The 16,281-nt window shown below is 71.1% G+C and carries 16 protein-coding genes, 1 tRNA gene and 1 pseudogene; 8 read left to right on the top strand and 10 right to left on the bottom strand.

Going from position 1 to position 16,281, the window contains the following annotated elements; all coding sequences use genetic code 11:
- Positions 1-152 precede the first annotated feature (152 nt).
- Positions 153-1,193, bottom strand: coding sequence for an endonuclease III (gene nth / locus KMS84_RS16695; protein WP_256917018.1), 1,041 nt, complete (start codon positions 1,191-1,193; stop codon positions 153-155).
- A gap of 328 nt (positions 1,194-1,521) precedes the next feature.
- Here nth and KMS84_RS16700 point away from each other — a divergent pair, with 328 nt between their 5' ends.
- The gene (locus KMS84_RS16700) at positions 1,522-2,196 is read left to right on the top strand and encodes a Crp/Fnr family transcriptional regulator (RefSeq protein ID WP_020129286.1); all 675 of its coding nucleotides are present in this window, start codon (positions 1,522-1,524) and stop codon (positions 2,194-2,196) included.
- 26 nt (positions 2,197-2,222) lie between these two features.
- Positions 2,223-3,050 (top strand): nucleotidyltransferase, encoded by an 828-nt coding sequence (locus KMS84_RS16705; RefSeq protein WP_256917019.1) that lies wholly within the window; start codon positions 2,223-2,225, stop codon positions 3,048-3,050.
- 50 nt (positions 3,051-3,100) lie between these two features.
- Here KMS84_RS16705 and KMS84_RS16710 read toward each other — a convergent pair whose 3' ends face one another.
- From KMS84_RS16710 to sp36, 4 genes are all read right to left on the bottom strand, one after another.
- Positions 3,101-3,931, bottom strand: a complete 831-nt coding sequence (locus tag KMS84_RS16710) for an MBL fold metallo-hydrolase (RefSeq protein WP_256917020.1) — start codon at positions 3,929-3,931, stop codon at positions 3,101-3,103.
- Positions 3,932-4,028: 97 nt separating this feature from the next.
- Positions 4,029-4,907: an NUDIX hydrolase gene (locus tag KMS84_RS16715; protein ID WP_256917021.1), complete on the bottom strand. Its 879-nt coding sequence runs from the start codon at positions 4,905-4,907 to the stop codon at positions 4,029-4,031.
- 236 nt (positions 4,908-5,143) lie between these two features.
- Positions 5,144-5,608 carry a RidA family protein gene (locus KMS84_RS16720; protein ID WP_256917022.1) on the bottom strand — a complete coding sequence of 155 codons (465 nt, stop codon included), beginning with the start codon at positions 5,606-5,608 and terminating at the stop codon, positions 5,144-5,146.
- A complete protein-coding gene (sp36, locus tag KMS84_RS16725; protein ID WP_020129281.1) occupies positions 5,605-5,763 on the bottom strand; it encodes a Sp36 family protein in 159 nt (52 codons plus the stop codon). The genes KMS84_RS16720 and sp36 overlap by 4 nt, the downstream gene beginning before the upstream one ends.
- Before the next feature lie 120 nt (positions 5,764-5,883).
- On the opposite strand from sp36, the gene bagA reads away from it, so the two are divergent.
- Both bagA and bagB read left to right on the top strand, forming a co-directional pair.
- Entirely contained in the window at positions 5,884-6,861 is a 978-nt protein-coding gene (bagA, locus tag KMS84_RS16730; protein WP_256917023.1) for an ATPase BagA, read from the top strand.
- Complete coding sequence (bagB, locus tag KMS84_RS16735) at positions 6,858-8,333, top strand: ATPase BagB (RefSeq protein ID WP_256917024.1); 1,476 nt, start codon at positions 6,858-6,860, stop codon at positions 8,331-8,333. Before bagA ends, bagB begins: the two co-directional genes overlap by 4 nt.
- A 75-nt stretch (positions 8,334-8,408) precedes the next feature.
- Here the strand turns inward: bagB and wblA are convergent, their stop codons facing one another.
- Positions 8,409-8,747, bottom strand: coding sequence for a transcriptional regulator WblA (wblA, locus tag KMS84_RS16740; protein WP_069768403.1), 339 nt, complete (start codon positions 8,745-8,747; stop codon positions 8,409-8,411).
- 407 nt (positions 8,748-9,154) lie between these two features.
- Between wblA and KMS84_RS16745 the strand changes: the two genes are divergently transcribed.
- Entirely contained in the window at positions 9,155-11,428 is a 2,274-nt protein-coding gene (locus KMS84_RS16745) for a transglycosylase domain-containing protein (RefSeq protein WP_256917025.1), read from the top strand.
- Positions 11,429-11,641: 213 nt separating this feature from the next.
- Here KMS84_RS16745 and KMS84_RS16750 read toward each other — a convergent pair whose 3' ends face one another.
- Positions 11,642-12,106 (bottom strand): GatB/YqeY domain-containing protein, encoded by a 465-nt coding sequence (locus KMS84_RS16750; protein WP_256917026.1) that lies wholly within the window; start codon positions 12,104-12,106, stop codon positions 11,642-11,644.
- A 94-nt stretch (positions 12,107-12,200) separates the two neighbouring features.
- On the opposite strand from KMS84_RS16750, the gene KMS84_RS16755 reads away from it, so the two are divergent.
- The 3 genes from KMS84_RS16755 (at position 12,201) to KMS84_RS16765 (ending at position 14,292) form a co-directional block, all read left to right on the top strand.
- Entirely contained in the window at positions 12,201-13,127 is a 927-nt protein-coding gene (locus tag KMS84_RS16755) for a metallophosphoesterase (RefSeq protein ID WP_256917027.1), read from the top strand.
- A gap of 272 nt (positions 13,128-13,399) precedes the next feature.
- The gene (locus KMS84_RS16760) at positions 13,400-14,185 is read left to right on the top strand and encodes a Pr6Pr family membrane protein (RefSeq protein ID WP_256917028.1); all 786 of its coding nucleotides are present in this window, start codon (positions 13,400-13,402) and stop codon (positions 14,183-14,185) included.
- Between the two features lie 33 nt (positions 14,186-14,218).
- Positions 14,219-14,292, top strand: a tRNA-Pro gene (locus KMS84_RS16765).
- Between the two features lie 116 nt (positions 14,293-14,408).
- Here KMS84_RS16765 and KMS84_RS16770 read toward each other — a convergent pair.
- The 3 genes and pseudogenes from KMS84_RS16770 to KMS84_RS16780 form a co-directional block, all read right to left on the bottom strand.
- Complete coding sequence (locus KMS84_RS16770; RefSeq protein WP_256917029.1) at positions 14,409-15,578, bottom strand: site-specific integrase; 1,170 nt, start codon at positions 15,576-15,578, stop codon at positions 14,409-14,411.
- Entirely contained in the window at positions 15,578-15,760 is a 183-nt protein-coding gene (locus KMS84_RS16775) for a helix-turn-helix domain-containing protein (RefSeq protein ID WP_256917030.1), read from the bottom strand. The genes KMS84_RS16770 and KMS84_RS16775 overlap by 1 nt, the downstream gene beginning before the upstream one ends.
- Positions 15,753-16,226, bottom strand: a pseudogene (locus KMS84_RS16780) (replication initiator); the annotation flags it as partial. The pseudogene KMS84_RS16780 and the gene KMS84_RS16775, both read right to left, overlap by 8 nt.
- Between the last annotated feature and the right edge of the window lie 55 nt (positions 16,227-16,281).

Here is a 16,281-nt window from a genome sequence, read left to right on the forward strand (position 1 = left end):
TCGTCGGACGCTGCCGACCCCGCCGGACCCGCCGGCCCCGCCGCCCTCGGCGTGGTCGGCAGCGTCCGACGACGTCCCTCGCATCGGCAGCCCCGCCGGCCGTCCGGCGGCGGCCCGGGGCACGGTCGCCCCCGCCGCCGGCCGCCCTGCCCTCACTCGGCCCCCAGCGGCGGCGCCGGGCGGCCGCCCGCGTCCAGGTAGGCCTGGGGCGGGTTCAGCCGCTGGCCGGGGAAGCCGCCCTTCTCGTACTTCAGCAGCTTCCTCGCCTTCTCGGGGTCCGTCTCGCCCTCGCCGTACGCGGGGCAGAGCGGCGCGATCGGGCAGGCGCCGCAGGCCGGCTTGCGGGCGTGGCAGATGCGGCGGCCGTGGAAGATCACGTGGTGCGAGAGCATCGTCCACTCGCTCTTCGGGAACAGCGCGCCGACGGCGGCCTCGATCTTGTCGGGCTCGGTCTGCTCGGTCCAGCGCCAGCGCCGCACGAGCCGCTGGAAGTGGGTGTCCACGGTGATCCCGGGCCGGCCGAAGGCGTTGCCCAGCACCACGAAGGCGGTCTTGCGGCCGACGCCGGGCAGCTTCACCAGGTCTTCCAGGCGACCGGGGACCTCGCCGCCGAACTCCTCCACCAGGGCCTTGGACAGGCCTATCACCGACTTGGTCTTGGCCCGGAAGAAACCGGTGGGGCGGAGGATCTCCTCGACCCGCTCCGGGTCCGCGGCCGCCAGGTCCTCGGGCGTGGGGTAGGCGGCGAACAGGGCAGGGGTGGTCTGGTTCACCCGCAGGTCGGTGGTCTGGGCGGACAGAACGGTCGCGACGACCAGCTGGAAGGGGTTCTCGAAGTCCAGCTCGGGGTGGGCGTACGGATAGATCTCGGCGAGTTCGCGGTTGATGCGCCGAGCGCGGCGCACGAGAGCGGTGCGCGACTCCGCCTTGCCGACGGCCGCCTTCCCCGCGACCGGCTTTCCGACGACGTCCTTCTGTGCGGCCTTGTCGGTGACGGCCTTCTCGGCGGCGACTTTCTTCGCGACAGCCTTCTTCGGCGCCGGCTTCTTCGGTGCTGCCTTCTTCGCGGTGGCCTTCTTCGCGGTGGCCTTCTTCGTGACGGCGCCGATGACCGCGGGTTTGCCTGAGGCCTTGTCGGCCGCGGCTTTCCCGGCGTTCGGATTCACGTCGTCGGCCGCTTTCTTCGCAGGCATCTCGTTTGTCACCTTTGCCGTTTTCCTACCACCACCGGAGCCATGTTCGCCCACAGCGGAAACGCGACGTGCAACCACCCGCCCAGCCCCCTCGGCCTGTGCTCCCACCGGCGTTTTGGACACTCGGCCAGCCTAAAGCCCCGTACCGACATCCGCCCCGGACCCTGAAGATCGGCCCCCAATTGGACCCCTGCCGCTTACCCCAGGACATGTGTGCGGCATCCTTGTGACAGATCACACTGTTTGGACCGCCCGGCAAAACGGGGAACACGGATCCCTGGTACGCGGGGAGCAAGATCCCCTGAGCAGGTCGACAAGGAGAGAACTCGTGGACGACGTCCTGCGGCGCAACCCGCTCTTCGCGGCCCTCGACGACGAGCAGGCGGCCGAACTGCGCGCCTCCATGAGCGAGGTGACCCTGGCCCGTGGCGACTCCCTGTTCCACGAAGGCGACCCCGGCGACCGGCTCTACGTCGTCACCGAGGGCAAGGTCAAGCTGCACCGCACCTCCCCGGACGGCCGGGAGAACATGCTGGCCGTGGTGGGCCCCAGCGAGCTGATCGGCGAGCTGTCGCTCTTCGACCCGGGCCCGCGGACGGCGACCGCCACCGCCCTCACCGAGGTCAAGCTCCTCGGCCTCGGCCACGGCGACCTCCAGCCCTGGCTGAACGCCCGCCCCGAGGTGGCCACCGCACTGCTGCGCGCCGTCGCCCGGCGCCTGCGCAAGACCAACGACGCCATGTCCGACCTGGTCTTCTCGGACGTCCCCGGCCGCGTGGCCCGCGCGCTGCTGGACCTCTCGCGCCGCTTCGGCGTGCAGTCCGAGGAGGGCATCCACGTCGTCCACGACCTCACGCAGGAGGAGCTGGCGCAGCTCGTCGGCGCCTCGCGCGAGACCGTGAACAAGGCGCTGGCCGACTTCGCCCAGCGCGGCTGGCTCCGCCTGGAGGCGCGCGCCGTCATCCTGCTGGACGTGGAGCGGCTGGCCAAGCGGTCGCGCTAGCGCCCGCCGACCGCCCCGGCCCTGTCGTGACCGACGCGGTCTCCCCCCGTGGCCTGGACGCCGGGGGACACATCGCCCGCGAGGGCTCCCTCGCGCGCGTGACGCCTGATTTCCGGCCGGTCGTCGCGGCGGCCCGGGAGCGGATCCCGGGCCTCTTCGGCGGCCGGCTGCACAGTGCGTACGTCAACGGTTCGATTCCCCGCGGCGCCGCGCGCGTGGGACGCAGCGACGTCGATCTGCTGATCGCCCTGCGCGAGGAGCCCACCGAGGCGGACCGGGCCGCCGGACGGGCCCTGATCCGCTCCCTGGACGAGGAGTTCCCGCAGATCGACGGGGGCGGCGCGCTGCTCTTCAGCCGCGCCCGGCTGCTGAGCGACCTGGAGAGGCACGACCTGGGCTTCTTCGTCGCCTGTCTGTGCACCCCGCTGCTCGGCGAGGACCTCGCCGCACGCCTGCCGCGCTACCGCCCCGACACCCTGCTGGCCCGCGAGACCAACGGCGACCTCGCCCTGTTCCTGCCGCGCTGGCGCGAGCGCATCGCCTCGGCGGACGACTCCGAGGCGGCCCTGCGGCCGCTGGTGCGGTTCATGTCCCGGCGCCTGGTGCGCACGGCGTTCACCCTCGTCATGCCCCGCTGGAACGGCTGGACGAGCGACCTGCACGAGATGGCGGACGCGTTCGGCGCGTACTACCCCCCGCGCGCGGGACAGGCGCGCACGGCGGCCCGCCTCGGGTACGAGCCGCGGGGCGACCGCGCCGTCCTGACGTCCTACGTGGACGATTTCGGCCCCTGGCTCGCCGACGAGTACGCGCGCGTGCACGGTGTGAAGGCCCCCAGGCCCGAGGACGCCTAGACCGCGGCTCAGGTCCAGTCCAGGCCTGGCCCGGTCCCCCGCCCGGCCCGTCAGATGAGCCCGTGCTCCGTCAGGTACTCCAGCTGCGCGCGCACCGACAGCTCGGCGGCCGGCCACAGGGAGCGGTCGACGTCGGCGTACACGTGGGCGACGACGTCGGCGGGGTCCCTGCGGCCGTTCTCGACCGCCGTCTCGACCTGGGCGAGCCGGTGGGCGCGGTGGGCGAGATAGAACTCCACGGCGCCCTGGGCGTCCTCCAGCACCGGCCCGTGGCCCGGCAGCACCGTGTGGACGCCGTCGTCGACCGTGAGGGACCTCAGCCGCCGCAGCGAGTCCAGATAGTCGCCCAGACGGCCGTCGGGATGCGCGACGACGGTCGTGCCGCGTCCGAGGATGGTGTCGCCCGTCAGCACGGCCCGGTCGGCCGGGAGATGGAAGCACAGGGAGTCCGCGGTGTGCCCGGGCGTCGGCACCACCCGCAGTTCCAGGCCGCCCACGACGACCACGTCCCCGGCGGCCAGGCCCTCCTCGCCGAGCCGCACCGCCGGGTCCAGGGCCCGCACCTTGGTGCCCGTCAGCCCGGCGAAGCGGACGGCGCCCTCGGCGTGGTCGGGGTGGCCGTGCGTCAGCAGCGTCAGCGCCACGCGCTTGCCGGCGCGCTCGGCGGTGTCGACGACCGCGCGCAGGTGGCGCTCGTCCAGCGGGCCCGGATCGATCACGACCGCCAGCTCGGAGTCGGGCTCGGCCACGATCCAGGTGTTCGTGCCGTCCAGGGTCATCGCGGACGCGTTCGGCGCGAGGACGTTGACCGCGCGCGGGGTGGCGGGGCCCGAGAGGACTCCGCCGCGCGGCTGGCCGGGGAGGGCGGCTGCGTCGGTCATGCGGAAGGGCCTTCCATCGGGCGTCGTCGCACTGTCGTCGGGCGGAGCGGGGCGGCTCGTCGCCGGATCCGGCCGGTGGCGGTGCTCGGGGCGCCCGTCACGCCGGGTCTCCTCCGGGCGCGGCCGCCGGGACGTGGCGGGTGAACTCGTCGTGCCCCGGCCAGGACAGCACGACCACGCCGTCCTCCAGGCGGGCCTGCGCGAGGACCGGGCTCAGATCGCGGTCGGGGGCCGCGGCCAGCGCCTGCGCCGCCGTGGCGAACGGGACGAGCCGGCGCAGCGTGGCGATGGTCGGCGGCATCATCAGCAGCTCGCCCCGGTCGTACGAGGCGGCCGCGTCCGCCGGGCGGATCCACACCGTGCGGTCGGCCTCCGTGGAGGCGTTGCGGGTGCGCTGGCCCTCGGGGAGCGCGGCCACGAAGAACCAGGTGTCGTAGCGCCGCGACTCGAACTCCGGGGTGATCCAGCGCGTCCAGGCGCCGAGGAGGTCGGAGCGCAGCACCAGGCCGCGCCGGTCGAGGAACTCGGCGAAGGACAGCTCGCGGGCGGCCACCGCGGCGCGGTCGGCCTCCCAGTCGGCGCCCGTGATGTCACTGACCACGGAGTTCGGGGTCGGTCCGGCGAGAAGGACGCCGGCCTCCTCGTAGGTCTCGCGCACGGCCGCGCAGACGATCGCCTGGGCCGCCGTCTCGTCGACGCCCAGGCGCTCCGCCCACCACGCGCGTGTGGGGCCCGCCCAGCGGACGTGCCGGTCGTCGTCGCGCGGGTCGACACCGCCGCCGGGGTAGGCGTACGCGCCTGCCGCGAAGGCCATGGAGGCGCGTCTGCGCAGCATGTGGACGACGGGGCCGCCGTCGGTGTCCTTCAGGAGCATGACCGTGGCCGCACGCTTGGGGACGACCGGGGTGAGCGTGCCGTCGGCCAGCGCGCGGATGCGTTCCGGCCAGTCCTGGGGGAACCACTGCCCATTCGCCATGGGCGCGAGGCTATCCCGTGGCGCGCGAATGTTCGAGAGGTACCCGAGGTCAGGGGCCGTCCACGGGACTCCCGTGACGTTCCCGGCAGCCTCGCCTGGACCCCTGGACCCCCGGCCCCCTGGACGCCGGGAGGGCCGCGGAACGCGTCCAAGGCTCTCCCGGGCGCCGCACGGCCCTCCAGGGCTTCCTCGTCCACGGAGGACGCTCCTACCGCCGGGGGCGGGCGCTCGTACCGCTACGGGACGAGTTCCACCTGGATCTCGACCTCCACGGGCGCGTCCAGCGGCAGCACCGCGACGCCCACCGCGCTGCGCGCGTGCACGCCCTTGTCGCCGAAGACCTCGCCCAGCAGCTCGCTCGCGCCGTTGAGGACGGCGGGCTGGCCGGTGAAATCCGCGGCCGACGCCACGAAGCCGACGACCTTCACCACGCGCGCGACGCGGTCCAGATCGCCCGCGACCGACTTGACGGCGGCCAGGGCGTTCAGCGCGCAGGTGCGGGCCAGCTCCTTGGCCTCCTCCGGGGTGACCTCGGCGCCGACCTTGCCGGTGACCGGCAGCTTGCCCTCCACCATGGGCAGCTGACCGGCCGTGTACACGTACGGGCCGGACTGCACGGCGGGCTGGTAGGCCGCCAGCGGCGGCACGACCGCGGGCAGGGTCAGGCCCAGCTCGGCGAGCCTCGCCTCGATCGCGCTCACGCCTTCGCCCGCTTCAGGTACGCGACGAGCTGCTCCGGGTTGTTCGGGCCGGGCACGACCTGGACGAGCTCCCAGCCGTCCTCGCCCCAGGTGTCCAGAATCTGCTTCGTCGCGTGGACGAGCAGCGGCACGGTTGCGTATTCCCACTTGGTCATGGGGGCGACTGTATCCGCTGCCGCCGGAGGGGCCGTTCCCCAGGCCATGTGGCCGATTGCCGCCCCCGTTGTCCACAGCCTCCCGGTCGCCTCGGGCGCCGACTGGTTACGCTCGAAGACGTGAGCAGGCTCCAGGTCGTCAGCGGCAAGGGCGGGACCGGCAAGACGACGGTCGCCGCGGCCCTCGCGCTGGCCCTCGCCACGGCAGGGAAGCGCACGCTTCTCGTCGAGGTGGAGGGCCGGCAGGGCATCGCGCAGCTCTTCGAGACAGAGGCGTTGCCCTATGAGGAACGCAAGATCGCCGTAGCGTCGGGCGGCGGGGAGGTGTACGCCCTCGCCATCGACCCCGAACTGGCCCTTCTGGACTACCTCCAGATGTTCTACAAACTGGGGGGCGCCGGACGGGCCCTGAAGAAGCTCGGCGCCATCGACTTCGCCACCACGATCGCGCCGGGCCTGAGGGACGTGCTCCTCACCGGCAAGGCGTGCGAGGCGGTACGGCGCAAGGACCGCGACGGACGGTTCGTGTACGACTACGTCGTCATGGACGCACCTCCCACCGGTCGCATCACCCGCTTCCTCAACGTCAACGACGAGGTGGCCGGGCTGGCCAGGATCGGCCCGATACACAATCAGGCGCAGGCCGTGATGCGGGTGCTGAAGTCCCCCGAGACGGCCGTGCACCTGGTGACGCTGCTGGAGGAGATGCCCGTCCAGGAGACCGCCGACGGCATCGCCGAGCTGCGGGCGGCGAAACTGCCCGTGGGGCGGGTCATCGTCAACATGGTGCGCCCCGAGGTGCTCGACGAGGACGGGCTGGAACTCGTCCGGACCGTCACGCGTTCTTCGGTCGCCCGGTCGTTGTCCACGGCGGGGCTGGGCGGGGCGCGGCGCGGCGGGCGCGCCGAGCGGCTGGTGGACCCGCTCCTGAAGCAGGCCGAGGAGTACGCGGAGCGGTACGCGCTGGAGCACGAGCAGCGCGCGGTCCTGGGCGACCTGGACCTGCCGCTGCACGAACTGCCGTTGCTCGCCGAGGGCATGGACCTCGCGGGCCTGTACCAGCTCGCCACGGAACTGCGGAAGCAGGGGATCGCATGAGCGCGGACCGGACCCACGACCAGGCGGGCGCCCGACGCCGCCTCTCCCCCGCGCCCGTGCTGGAGCTCGATCCGCTGCTCGACGACCCGACGACCCGCATCGTGGTCTGCTGCGGCTCGGGCGGGGTCGGCAAGACGACGACGGCGGCGGCGCTGGGCCTGCGGGCGGCCGAGCGCGGCCGCAAGGTCGTCGTCCTCACCATCGACCCGGCGCGCCGGCTCGCGCAGTCCATGGGCATCGACTCGCTGGACAACACCCCGCGCCGGGTCAAGGGCGTCGAGGGGGACGGCGAGCTGCACGCGATGATGCTCGACATGAAGCGCACGTTCGACGAGATCGTCGAGGCGCACGCGGACCCGGAGCGGGCCTCGGCCATCCTGGGCAACCCGTTCTACCAGTCCCTGTCGGCAGGGTTCGCGGGCACGCAGGAATACATGGCCATGGAGAAGCTCGGGCAGCTCCGCGCGCGGGACGAGTGGGACCTGATCGTCGTCGACACCCCGCCGTCGCGCTCGGCGCTGGACTTCCTGGACGCGCCCAAGCGACTCGGCTCGTTCCTGGACGGCAAGCTGATCCGCGTCCTGCTCGCGCCGGCGAAGGTGGGCGGCCGCGCGGGGATGAAGTTCCTGAACGTCGGGATGTCGATGATGACCGGCGCGCTGGGCAAGCTGCTCGGCGGCCAGCTGCTGAAGGACGTGCAGACGTTCGTGGCGGCGATGGACTCGATGTTCGGCGGCTTTCGCACGCGCGCGGACGCCACGTACAAGCTGCTCCAGGCGCCCGGCACGGCGTTCCTGGTGGTGGCGGCTCCCGAGCGGGACGCGCTGCGGGAGGCCGCCTACTTCGTGCAGCGGCTGGCCGCCGAGGACATGCCGCTCGCCGGTCTGGTGCTCAACCGCGTCCACGGCAGCGGCGCCGCCCAGCTGTCCGCCGAGCGGGCGCTCGCCGCCGCGGAAAATCTTGAAGAGCCCGGCATTGTGGATCAGGACGGCGGGAAGGCTGGACTTCGTAACTCTCCCGACCCGCAAGGCAGTTCAGAAGCATCCGCACCCGATCCGAAGCGCGGTTCCCCCACCGACGCGGACCGGGGCACCGACCCGGACCACGCCACCGACACGGCTTCGACCACCCGCCCCGGCACGACCACGGACGGCGACGACCCCACCGGCGCCGCGGACACGCACAGGGAACCGGCGACGGCGTCCGAGGACGCCGACCGGACGGCGGCGGCCGAGGCGGACCGGGCCGTGGACGACCTCACCGCAGGCCTGTTGAGGCTGCACGCCGAACGCATGCGCCTGCTCTCCCGCGAGCAGCGCACGCGCGACCGCTTCACCGCGCTCCACCCCGAGGTGGCGGTGACCGAGGTGGCCGCACTGCCCGGAGACGTGCACGACCTGGCCGGCCTGCGGGACATCGGCGACCGGCTCGCGACCGAGCGGCCGGAGCTGCCCGAGGCCGTCGACTCCTGATCGGAAGCCCGGGCCGAAACCCGCGCCGACGCCGGGCCTCCGAGCCCGAGCCGACGCCTGGTCCGGGGGCTGTGCTCAGCCCACCGCCGCGTAGTTCTCGTACATCTGGTCGTCGTCGAGCGGCAGGATGCCCGCCCCCCGCTCGTACTCCGAACGCGCCGTCTCCAGCAGCCGGCGCCAGGAGGTCACCGTCGGACGCCTGCGCAGCAGTGCGCGGCGCTCGCGCTCCGTCATGCCTCCCCACACGCCGAACTCGACGCGGTTGTCGAGCGCGTCCGCCAGGCATTCGGTGCGTACCGGACATCCGGTGCACACCGCCTTGGCCCTGTTCTGCGCTGCTCCCTGAACGAACAGTTCATCCGGATCGGTAGTGCGGCAGGCGGCCTGCGCACTCCAGTCGGTTACCCAGCCCATACCGGCGCCGTCCTCTCCCGAATCGAGGCTCCCCCACGGCGGCAGCGGCATATTCACCGCCGCCAGTTGAGGACGTTACGGAAGGTGGGCACAGCGCAACACCCCCTTCGGGCCCAATCTTGAATGGCCCGAACGGACTATGGGTAAGCGGCAGATCACCCGGGGGAGTGAGCCCGCGACATATGTGACGCATCTGACGAACGGGACAGTTCAGCCGAGTCACAACGGACGCCGAGTGACACACAAGGCGGATTCGGACACGCCCCCACCAAAAATTCCGGGGAACATCCGGAACGATTCGGGGTCGCCGGACGTATTGATACGTAGCCCTGCTGCTGTGACAGTTGAGAGCAGCTTAGGCCAAGGCATTGACGCGTGTCCGGCGAATCAGAACGTAGGCTGCCCTCATGCCAAAGAAGCGCTCGGGCGGTGGTCTGTCGCCAACGCAGCAGGCCGCCAAGTTCCTCGGTGTCAGTGTGCTCGCGGGAGCGGTGCTGGCCGGTATCGCCCTGCCCGCCTTCGGCGCGCTGGGCCTGGCCGCCAAGGGATCGGTGGAGTCGTTCGACGAACTCCCGGTCAACCTCAAGACGCCACCGCTGAGCCAGCGCACCACCATCCTCGACTCCGAGGGCGGCCAGATCGCCACGGTCTACTCCCGTGACCGCACGGTCGTCGACCTGAAGAACATCTCGCCCTTCATGCAGAAGGCGATCGTCGCGATCGAGGACTCCCGCTTCTACGAGCACGGCGCGGTCGACCTGAAGGGCGTCCTGCGCGCGCTCAACAAGAACGTGCAGAGCAGCGGGGTCGCCCAGGGCGCCTCGACGCTCACCCAGCAGCTCGTGAAGAACGTCGCGATCGAGGAGGCCGGTGACGACCCGACGAAGGTCGCCCAGGCCACGCAGCAGACCATCGGCCGCAAGATCAAGGAACTGAAGTACGCGATCCAGCTCGAGGAAGAGCTCAGCAAGAAGAAGATCCTCGAGAACTACCTGAACATCACGTTCTTCGGCGAGCAGGCCTACGGCGTCGAGGCGGCCTCCCAGCGCTACTTCTCCACCCACGCCAGAGCCCTCACCCTGCCCCAGGCGGCCCTGCTGGCCGGCATCGTCCAGTCGCCGAGCCGCTACGACCCCGTCAACGACGAGGCAGAGGCCACCAAGCGCCGTAACACCGTGCTGGCGCGCATGGCCGAGGTCGGCGACATCTCCGCCGCCGAGTCGGCCGAGGCGCAGAAGGCTCCGCTGGGCCTGAAGGTCAAGAAGCCGAAGAACGGCTGCATCACCGCCGTCCAGGGCGCGAGCTTCTTCTGCAAGTACGTGGAGCGCGTCTTCCTCAGCGACCCGGTCTTCGGCAAGACCAAGGAGCAGCGGGCGAAGGTCTGGAACCAGGGCGGCCTCACCATCCGCACCACGCTCGAACCGCAGGCGCAGAAGTCGGTCCAGTCCTCGCTGAAGGACCACGTCTACAAGTCGGACAAGGTCGCGGGGGCCGCCACGCTCGTCGAGCCCGGCACCGGCAAGATCCTCGGGATGGGCCAGTCCAAGCCCTACGGCTACGGCAAGAACGAGACCGAGTACAACTACTCCGTCGGCTCGTCCATGGGCGGCTCGAACTTCGGGTTCCCGACCGGATCGACCTTCAAGCCGTTCGTGGCCGCGGCCGCGCTGGAGGAGGGCCGGCCGCCGAACCAGGAGTACTCGTCGCCGTACCAGATGCAGTACCCGAGCCCGGTGCAGACCTGCGGCAGCAGGCCGTGGGTCAACACGAACGGCGAGAAGCTGGAGAACGAGAGCGAGTCCGAGAAGGGCCCCTTCCAGCTGCGCAAGGCCATGGAGCTCTCGGTCAACACCTACTTCGTGCAGATGATCTCCGACATCGGTCTGTGCCCCGTGGTGAAGATGACCGACGCGCTGCACGTCGTGCAGGGCAACGGCGACAAGCTGCCCGAGGTCCCGGCCATCGCGCTCGGCTCCAAGGGCATCTCCCCGCTGACGATGGCCACGGCCTACGCCGCCTTCGCCTCGCGCGGCATGTACTGCACCCCCGTCGCCATCGAGTCGATCACCCAGAAGGTCGGCGACCGGACGAAGTCGCTCGAGGTCCCGAAGTCCACGTGCTCCCGGGCCATGTCCGAGAAGACCGCGGACACCATAAACACACTGCTGAGCGGCGTGGTCGACTCCGGCACGGGCCGGCAGGCCGGACTCTCCGGCCGCGACAACGCCGGTAAGACGGGTACGACGGACTCCCGCAAGAACGCCTGGTTCGTCGGCTACACCCCGAAGCTCTCCGGAGCCGTCTGGGTCGGCAGCGCCACCCAGAAGGTCCAGATGACCGACATCTGGATCGGCGGCCGCCATCACGACCAGGTCTACGGCGGCGACACCCCCGGCCCGATCTGGCGCGACGCCATGACCGGCGCCCTGGAGGGCAAGGACTCCGGCCAGTTCAACCTCGTCAGCATCCCGAACCCGCCCGACAAGAACCGCGACAAGGGCGACGGCGACGGAAACGCCAACGGGGGCAACGGCGGCAACGGAAACGACGGCGGGAACGGGGACGACGGCGGCTTCCTCACCGGCCTGCTCACCAACGGCGGAAACACCAACGGCGGCGACACGGGCGGCTTCTTCCAGGGCCAGAGCAACGGGAACGGCAACGGCGGCCGACGCCGCTGATCCGCCGTCACCGGAACGACGAACGGTCCCTGCCCCCAGCGATGGGGGGCAGGGACCGTTCGTCGTCCACGACGCCGTGACCCTCACGGGCACCAGCGGGACACCGGCGCGACCCGGCGACCCGGCGGCCGGGTGACCGGGTGACCGGGTGACCGGGTGACCGGGTGACCGGGTGACCGTGGCGGGGAGCCGGGGCGGGTCGGCGCGGCGGAGTCAGCCCGCGAGGTGCTTCTTGACGACGGCGGCGACCCGACCGCCCTCCGCCAGACCGGCCACCTTGGGGTTCACGATCTTCATGACGGCGCCCATGGCCCGCGGCCCCTCGGCGCCGCCCGCCCGCGCCTCCGAGACGGCCTGGGCGACGATGCCGTCCAGCTCCTCGTCGCTGAGCTGCTTGGGCAGGTACGTGGCGAGGAGCTCGCCCTCCGCCTTCTCCCGCTCAGCCGACTCGGCGCGCCCGCCCTGCGCGAAGGCGTCCGCGGCCTCGCGCCGCTTCTTCGCCTCCTTGGTGATCACCTTGAGGACCTCGTCGTCGGAGAGCTCGCGCTTCTCCTTGCCCGCGACCTCTTCCTTGGTGATCGCGGCGAGCGTCAGCCGCAGCGTCGACGAGCGGAGCTCGTCGCGCTCCTTGATCGCGGCGTTGAGGTCTTCGTGCAGCTTCGACTTGAGCGTGGTCATGGGTCCGATTGTCGCAGGTGCGGACGTCCGGCCGCCCGCCGATTTAAGGGGCGGCCGGGCAAAGGAGGTTGGCGGCGTCTGACACGATGGAGGTATGCGCGCGCGATACGGAGTACCTCTGTCCATTGCTGCGGCCGGCGCCGCCGGCCTGGCGTACGCGGCGGGTTTCGAAGCCCGCTCCTTCCGCCTCCGACGGGTCACCGTCCCCGTCCTGCCCGCCGGGATGCGCCCTCTGCGTGTGCTGCACGTCTCCGACATCCACATGGTGGGCGGCCAGCGCAAGAAGCAGCACTGGCTGCGCTCGCTGGCCGGTCTGCGCCCCGACTTCGTGATCAACACGGGCGACAACCTGTCCGACCCCGAGGGCGTCCCGGAGACCCTGGACGCGCTGGGCCCGCTGATGGAGTTCCCGGGCGCGTACGTCTTCGGCTCGAACGACTACTACGGCCCCAAGCTGCGCAACCCCGCCCGCTACCTCCTCGAGAAGGTCCAGGGCCGCCACGGCCTCAACGGCAACCCGCCCGCGACCGACGTCGTCCACAACCCGTGGGAGGACCTGCGGGACGGCTTCGACGGCGCGGGCTGGCTGAACCTCACGAACACCCGGGGCATGCTGAAGATCGAGGGTGCGTCGGTGGAGCTGACGGGCCTGGACGACCCGCACATCAAGCGCGACCGCTACGCCCGGGTGGCCGGCGGCCCGTCCGCGTCGGCCGACTTCTCGATGGGCGTGGTGCACGCCCCGTACCTGCGGGCTCTGGACCCCTTCGCCGCCGACGGCTACCCCCTGATCCTCGCCGGCCACACCCACGGCGGCCAGGTGTGCATCCCCTTCTACGGAGCCCTGGTCACCAACTGCGACCTGGACACCGACCGCGTGAAGGGCCTGTCGACGCACACGGCCGAAGGCCGCACCTCCTACCTGCACGTCTCCGCGGGCTGCGGCGCGAGCCGCTACACCCCGGTCAGGTTCGCCTGCCCGCCGGAGGTGACCTTGCTGACGCTGGTGGAGAAGAAGTAGCAGGGAGCAGCACGTCCGGCAGGGGCCCGACGGGGACGGGTCTCCGGCGGGGTGCCCGGCCGGGGGCGAGTATCAGTCGGGGCGAAGGACGTGCCCCTCGGACGGCCCGGACAGCCGGACGGCCCAGACAGCCCGGACGGCCCAGCCCGCCTGGACGGAGAAGCGGGCCCGGACGGAGAAGCGGGCGAGCGGACGAACGGACGAAGGAACGATCATCCCCCGAACAGCCCACCCGTATCGCCCGTTTCGTCACCCTTGCCTAGCGTGAGGGCATGACCGCGCCGATACCCAGGGACCTCCCGGATCTGCCCGCGATTCCGCGGACCCACGCGCTCCTGCTCTCCTCCGTCCCCGCCTCAGCGGTGGTGCCTCCCGTGCGCCGGCCCCTGGCCGCCGTCCTCCGCCTGCTGCTGGCCGGCACGGCGGCGGGGGCCGTGACCCTCGCCTTCCTGCTCGGCAGCCCCCTGAGGGTCCTGAGCCACTTCGCCGTCCAGAGCAACATCCTGCTGGCCCTGGTCACGCTGCTGTCCGCCCGACGCGCATGGACCGCCCGACGCCCCCTGCCCGCGGCACTGACCGGGGCAGCACTGCTCTACGTCGTGATCACCGGCCTCGTGTACCACCTGGTCCTGGCCGACGCGACCGTCCCCTTCTCCGTGACCTCCACCAACACCGCCCCCACGGGCTGGCACGCGGTCGCCGGTCACCTCCTTCACACCGTGACCCCGGTGGCCGCCGTCCTGGACTGGCTGCTCCTGACAGCACCGGGCCGCATGCGACTGCGCCGGGCCGCGACGTGGATGCTCTATCCCCTCGTCTACCTGGCGTTCTGCCTCGCCCGGGCCCAGGTGATCACGGCGGGCAGACCGGGCCGCTATCTCTACCCGTTCCTCGACGTCGAGGCCCACGGCTACCGGCACACCCTGGCCAACGCCCTGCTGCTCGGGCTGGCCTTCTACGCCCTCGCAGTCGTCCTCGTGGCCCTCGACCACGCCCGCCCGGACCCGATCAGCCACCGCGCCAAAACCGGATTTCGTCTCCAGCCACCGGTGGGCTAAAGTAAACGACGTCGCCGCGGCAAGCAGCGACATCGGGGTGTAGCGCAGCTTGGCAGCGCGCTTCGTTCGGGACGAAGAGGTCGTGGGTTCAAATCCCGCCACCCCGACAGCTAAATAGCAGATCAGAGGGCCCTTACCGAATCGGTAAGGGCCCTCTGGCGTTGCTGCGTGTCTAACTGCGCGACTATCGATTCCTGAGTGCTCGCCTGCGTGACTACGACAGCTACAGCCGCCGCGGATCGGTGCCGAAGATACCGTCCATAGCGCCGGCCCCGGTCTGGATGACGGGCCGGATCTGCTTCCGGTAGAACTCCTCCGTCACAGCCGTCCCAGAGTGCCCGACGAGCCGCGAAATCACCTCCAGCGGGACGCCACGGTCGGACAGCAGAGACACGAAGCTGTGCCGGAGCTCCCGCGGAGTCCACTCATCGGCATCGAGCCCGTCGACGTCCTTGAGCGCCTGGCGAAAGGCGCGGCGGACGTTGGCGGCGTCGAGCGGCTTGCCGACGGCCGAGGAGAAGACGAGCCCGTGTTCCTCCCACTTCTCGTCAGCGGCGAGCCGATCCCAGCCCTGATCTTCGAATTGCTGCCAGAGAGCATCGACGCAGCGCGCCGGCAGAGCGAGCGTGCGCCGCGACTTCCGGGTCTTGGTGTCCCCGCTCTTTCGGACCGAGCGCCACACGGCGATGTGCGGAGGCTGCGGCGGGTCGGCATCCGGCTTGCCCTTGAGGAAGACGTGGTCCCAGGTGAGCGCCCGAAGTTCCTCGGTCCGGGCACCCGTAAGGAGGGCGAGGACGATGTACGCGTGCATCGAGGTGCCCTCAGCGCCCCTGAGGACGGCATCTGCCTGCGCGAAGGTGAGCGCCTTGGACGGCCGCCCGGCTTGGCCTTGAGGTACCGAGCACAGCTCGACGACGTTGCGCTTCACCTTGTCCCGCGCCATGGCTCGTTTGACCGCGCGGTTCAGGTGCGAGTGGATCGCCTGGAGGGTGCGCGTGCTGAGGGTCTGCGCCTTCGTAGCGAGCCAGCGGTCAACGTCCTCCGCGCTGAGGTCACGGAGCTTGCGAGCACCCAGCGACGGGATGACGTGCTTCTCGGTCAGGAGCGTGGTCGTTGCGAGGGTGCTGGGGTCGAGGCCCGCCAGGCCGTAAGCGAGCCAGTCATTCACCGCGTCCTTGACCGTGTAGTTGGTCGGCGCGATGGCGAGGCCGTCTTCGTGGTCCCGCAGCACCTCCTTGAGCTTGTTCTTCGCCTCGGTCTTGGTCTTGCCACTCCCCCGCTTGACGATCGGTTTCCCGCTCGGGTCGAAGCCGAGGTTCGCCGTAGCGATCCACCGTTGTCTGTTCTCGTCCCAGTGCAGGCCGCCGTCACCGCGGCTACGACGCAGAGCCATCAGGCGGCACGCTCCATCTCGTCAGCGATGAAGTGGCGCAGGGCGGACGCCGGAATGCGTCGGCAACGGCCGATGGTGACCGAGGGCAGCCGCCGCGTACGGATCAGGTCGTAGACGGTGGACCGGCCGAGCTTGAGATGGCCCATCACCTCGGCGACGGTGAGCAGTTCGTCATCACGCATGGTCGGGCTCTCCTTCTACGTTGTGAGGGGCAGGGCGTGAGGCAGCGAACAGGGCTTCCGCCTTGGTGAGGCCGGTACCGGCGAAGCGCCAGTGCGAGAGGACGAGGACGGTGTCCGGGTCCGGGAGGGGGTGGCCGGCCAGGGCCGCGCGTTCGCGGGTGAGTTCTTCGTTGTGGTCGGCGCGTTCCTGGCGAAGGGCACCGAGGGTGACGGAGTACGCGCGGGATTTGGTGGAGAAGTGGCCGCGGAAGCCGAGCATGTGGGCCCACTTGCGCAGCCGGAGCTCTTCGACTTCGGGCAATCCTCCGAGGTGCCAGCAGGTGAGGATCATCCGGCGGGCGTGATCGGTGACGTCGGTGCCGATCAGATCGGTGATGGGGTTGCGGATGGTGCGGTCGAGGGTTCCCGCGGTCTCGGCGCCCTTGGTGGCCGACTTGGCGATGTAGGCGGCGACGGCCCGGCTGCTGCTCACCGGTCTGACGGTCCTTCACCTTGACCTCAGGCAGCGTGGTGACGAGGAG

It is taken from the genome of Streptomyces hilarionis (assembly GCF_024539675.1).
GTDB lineage: Bacteria > Actinomycetota > Actinomycetes > Streptomycetales > Streptomycetaceae > Streptomyces > Streptomyces hilarionis.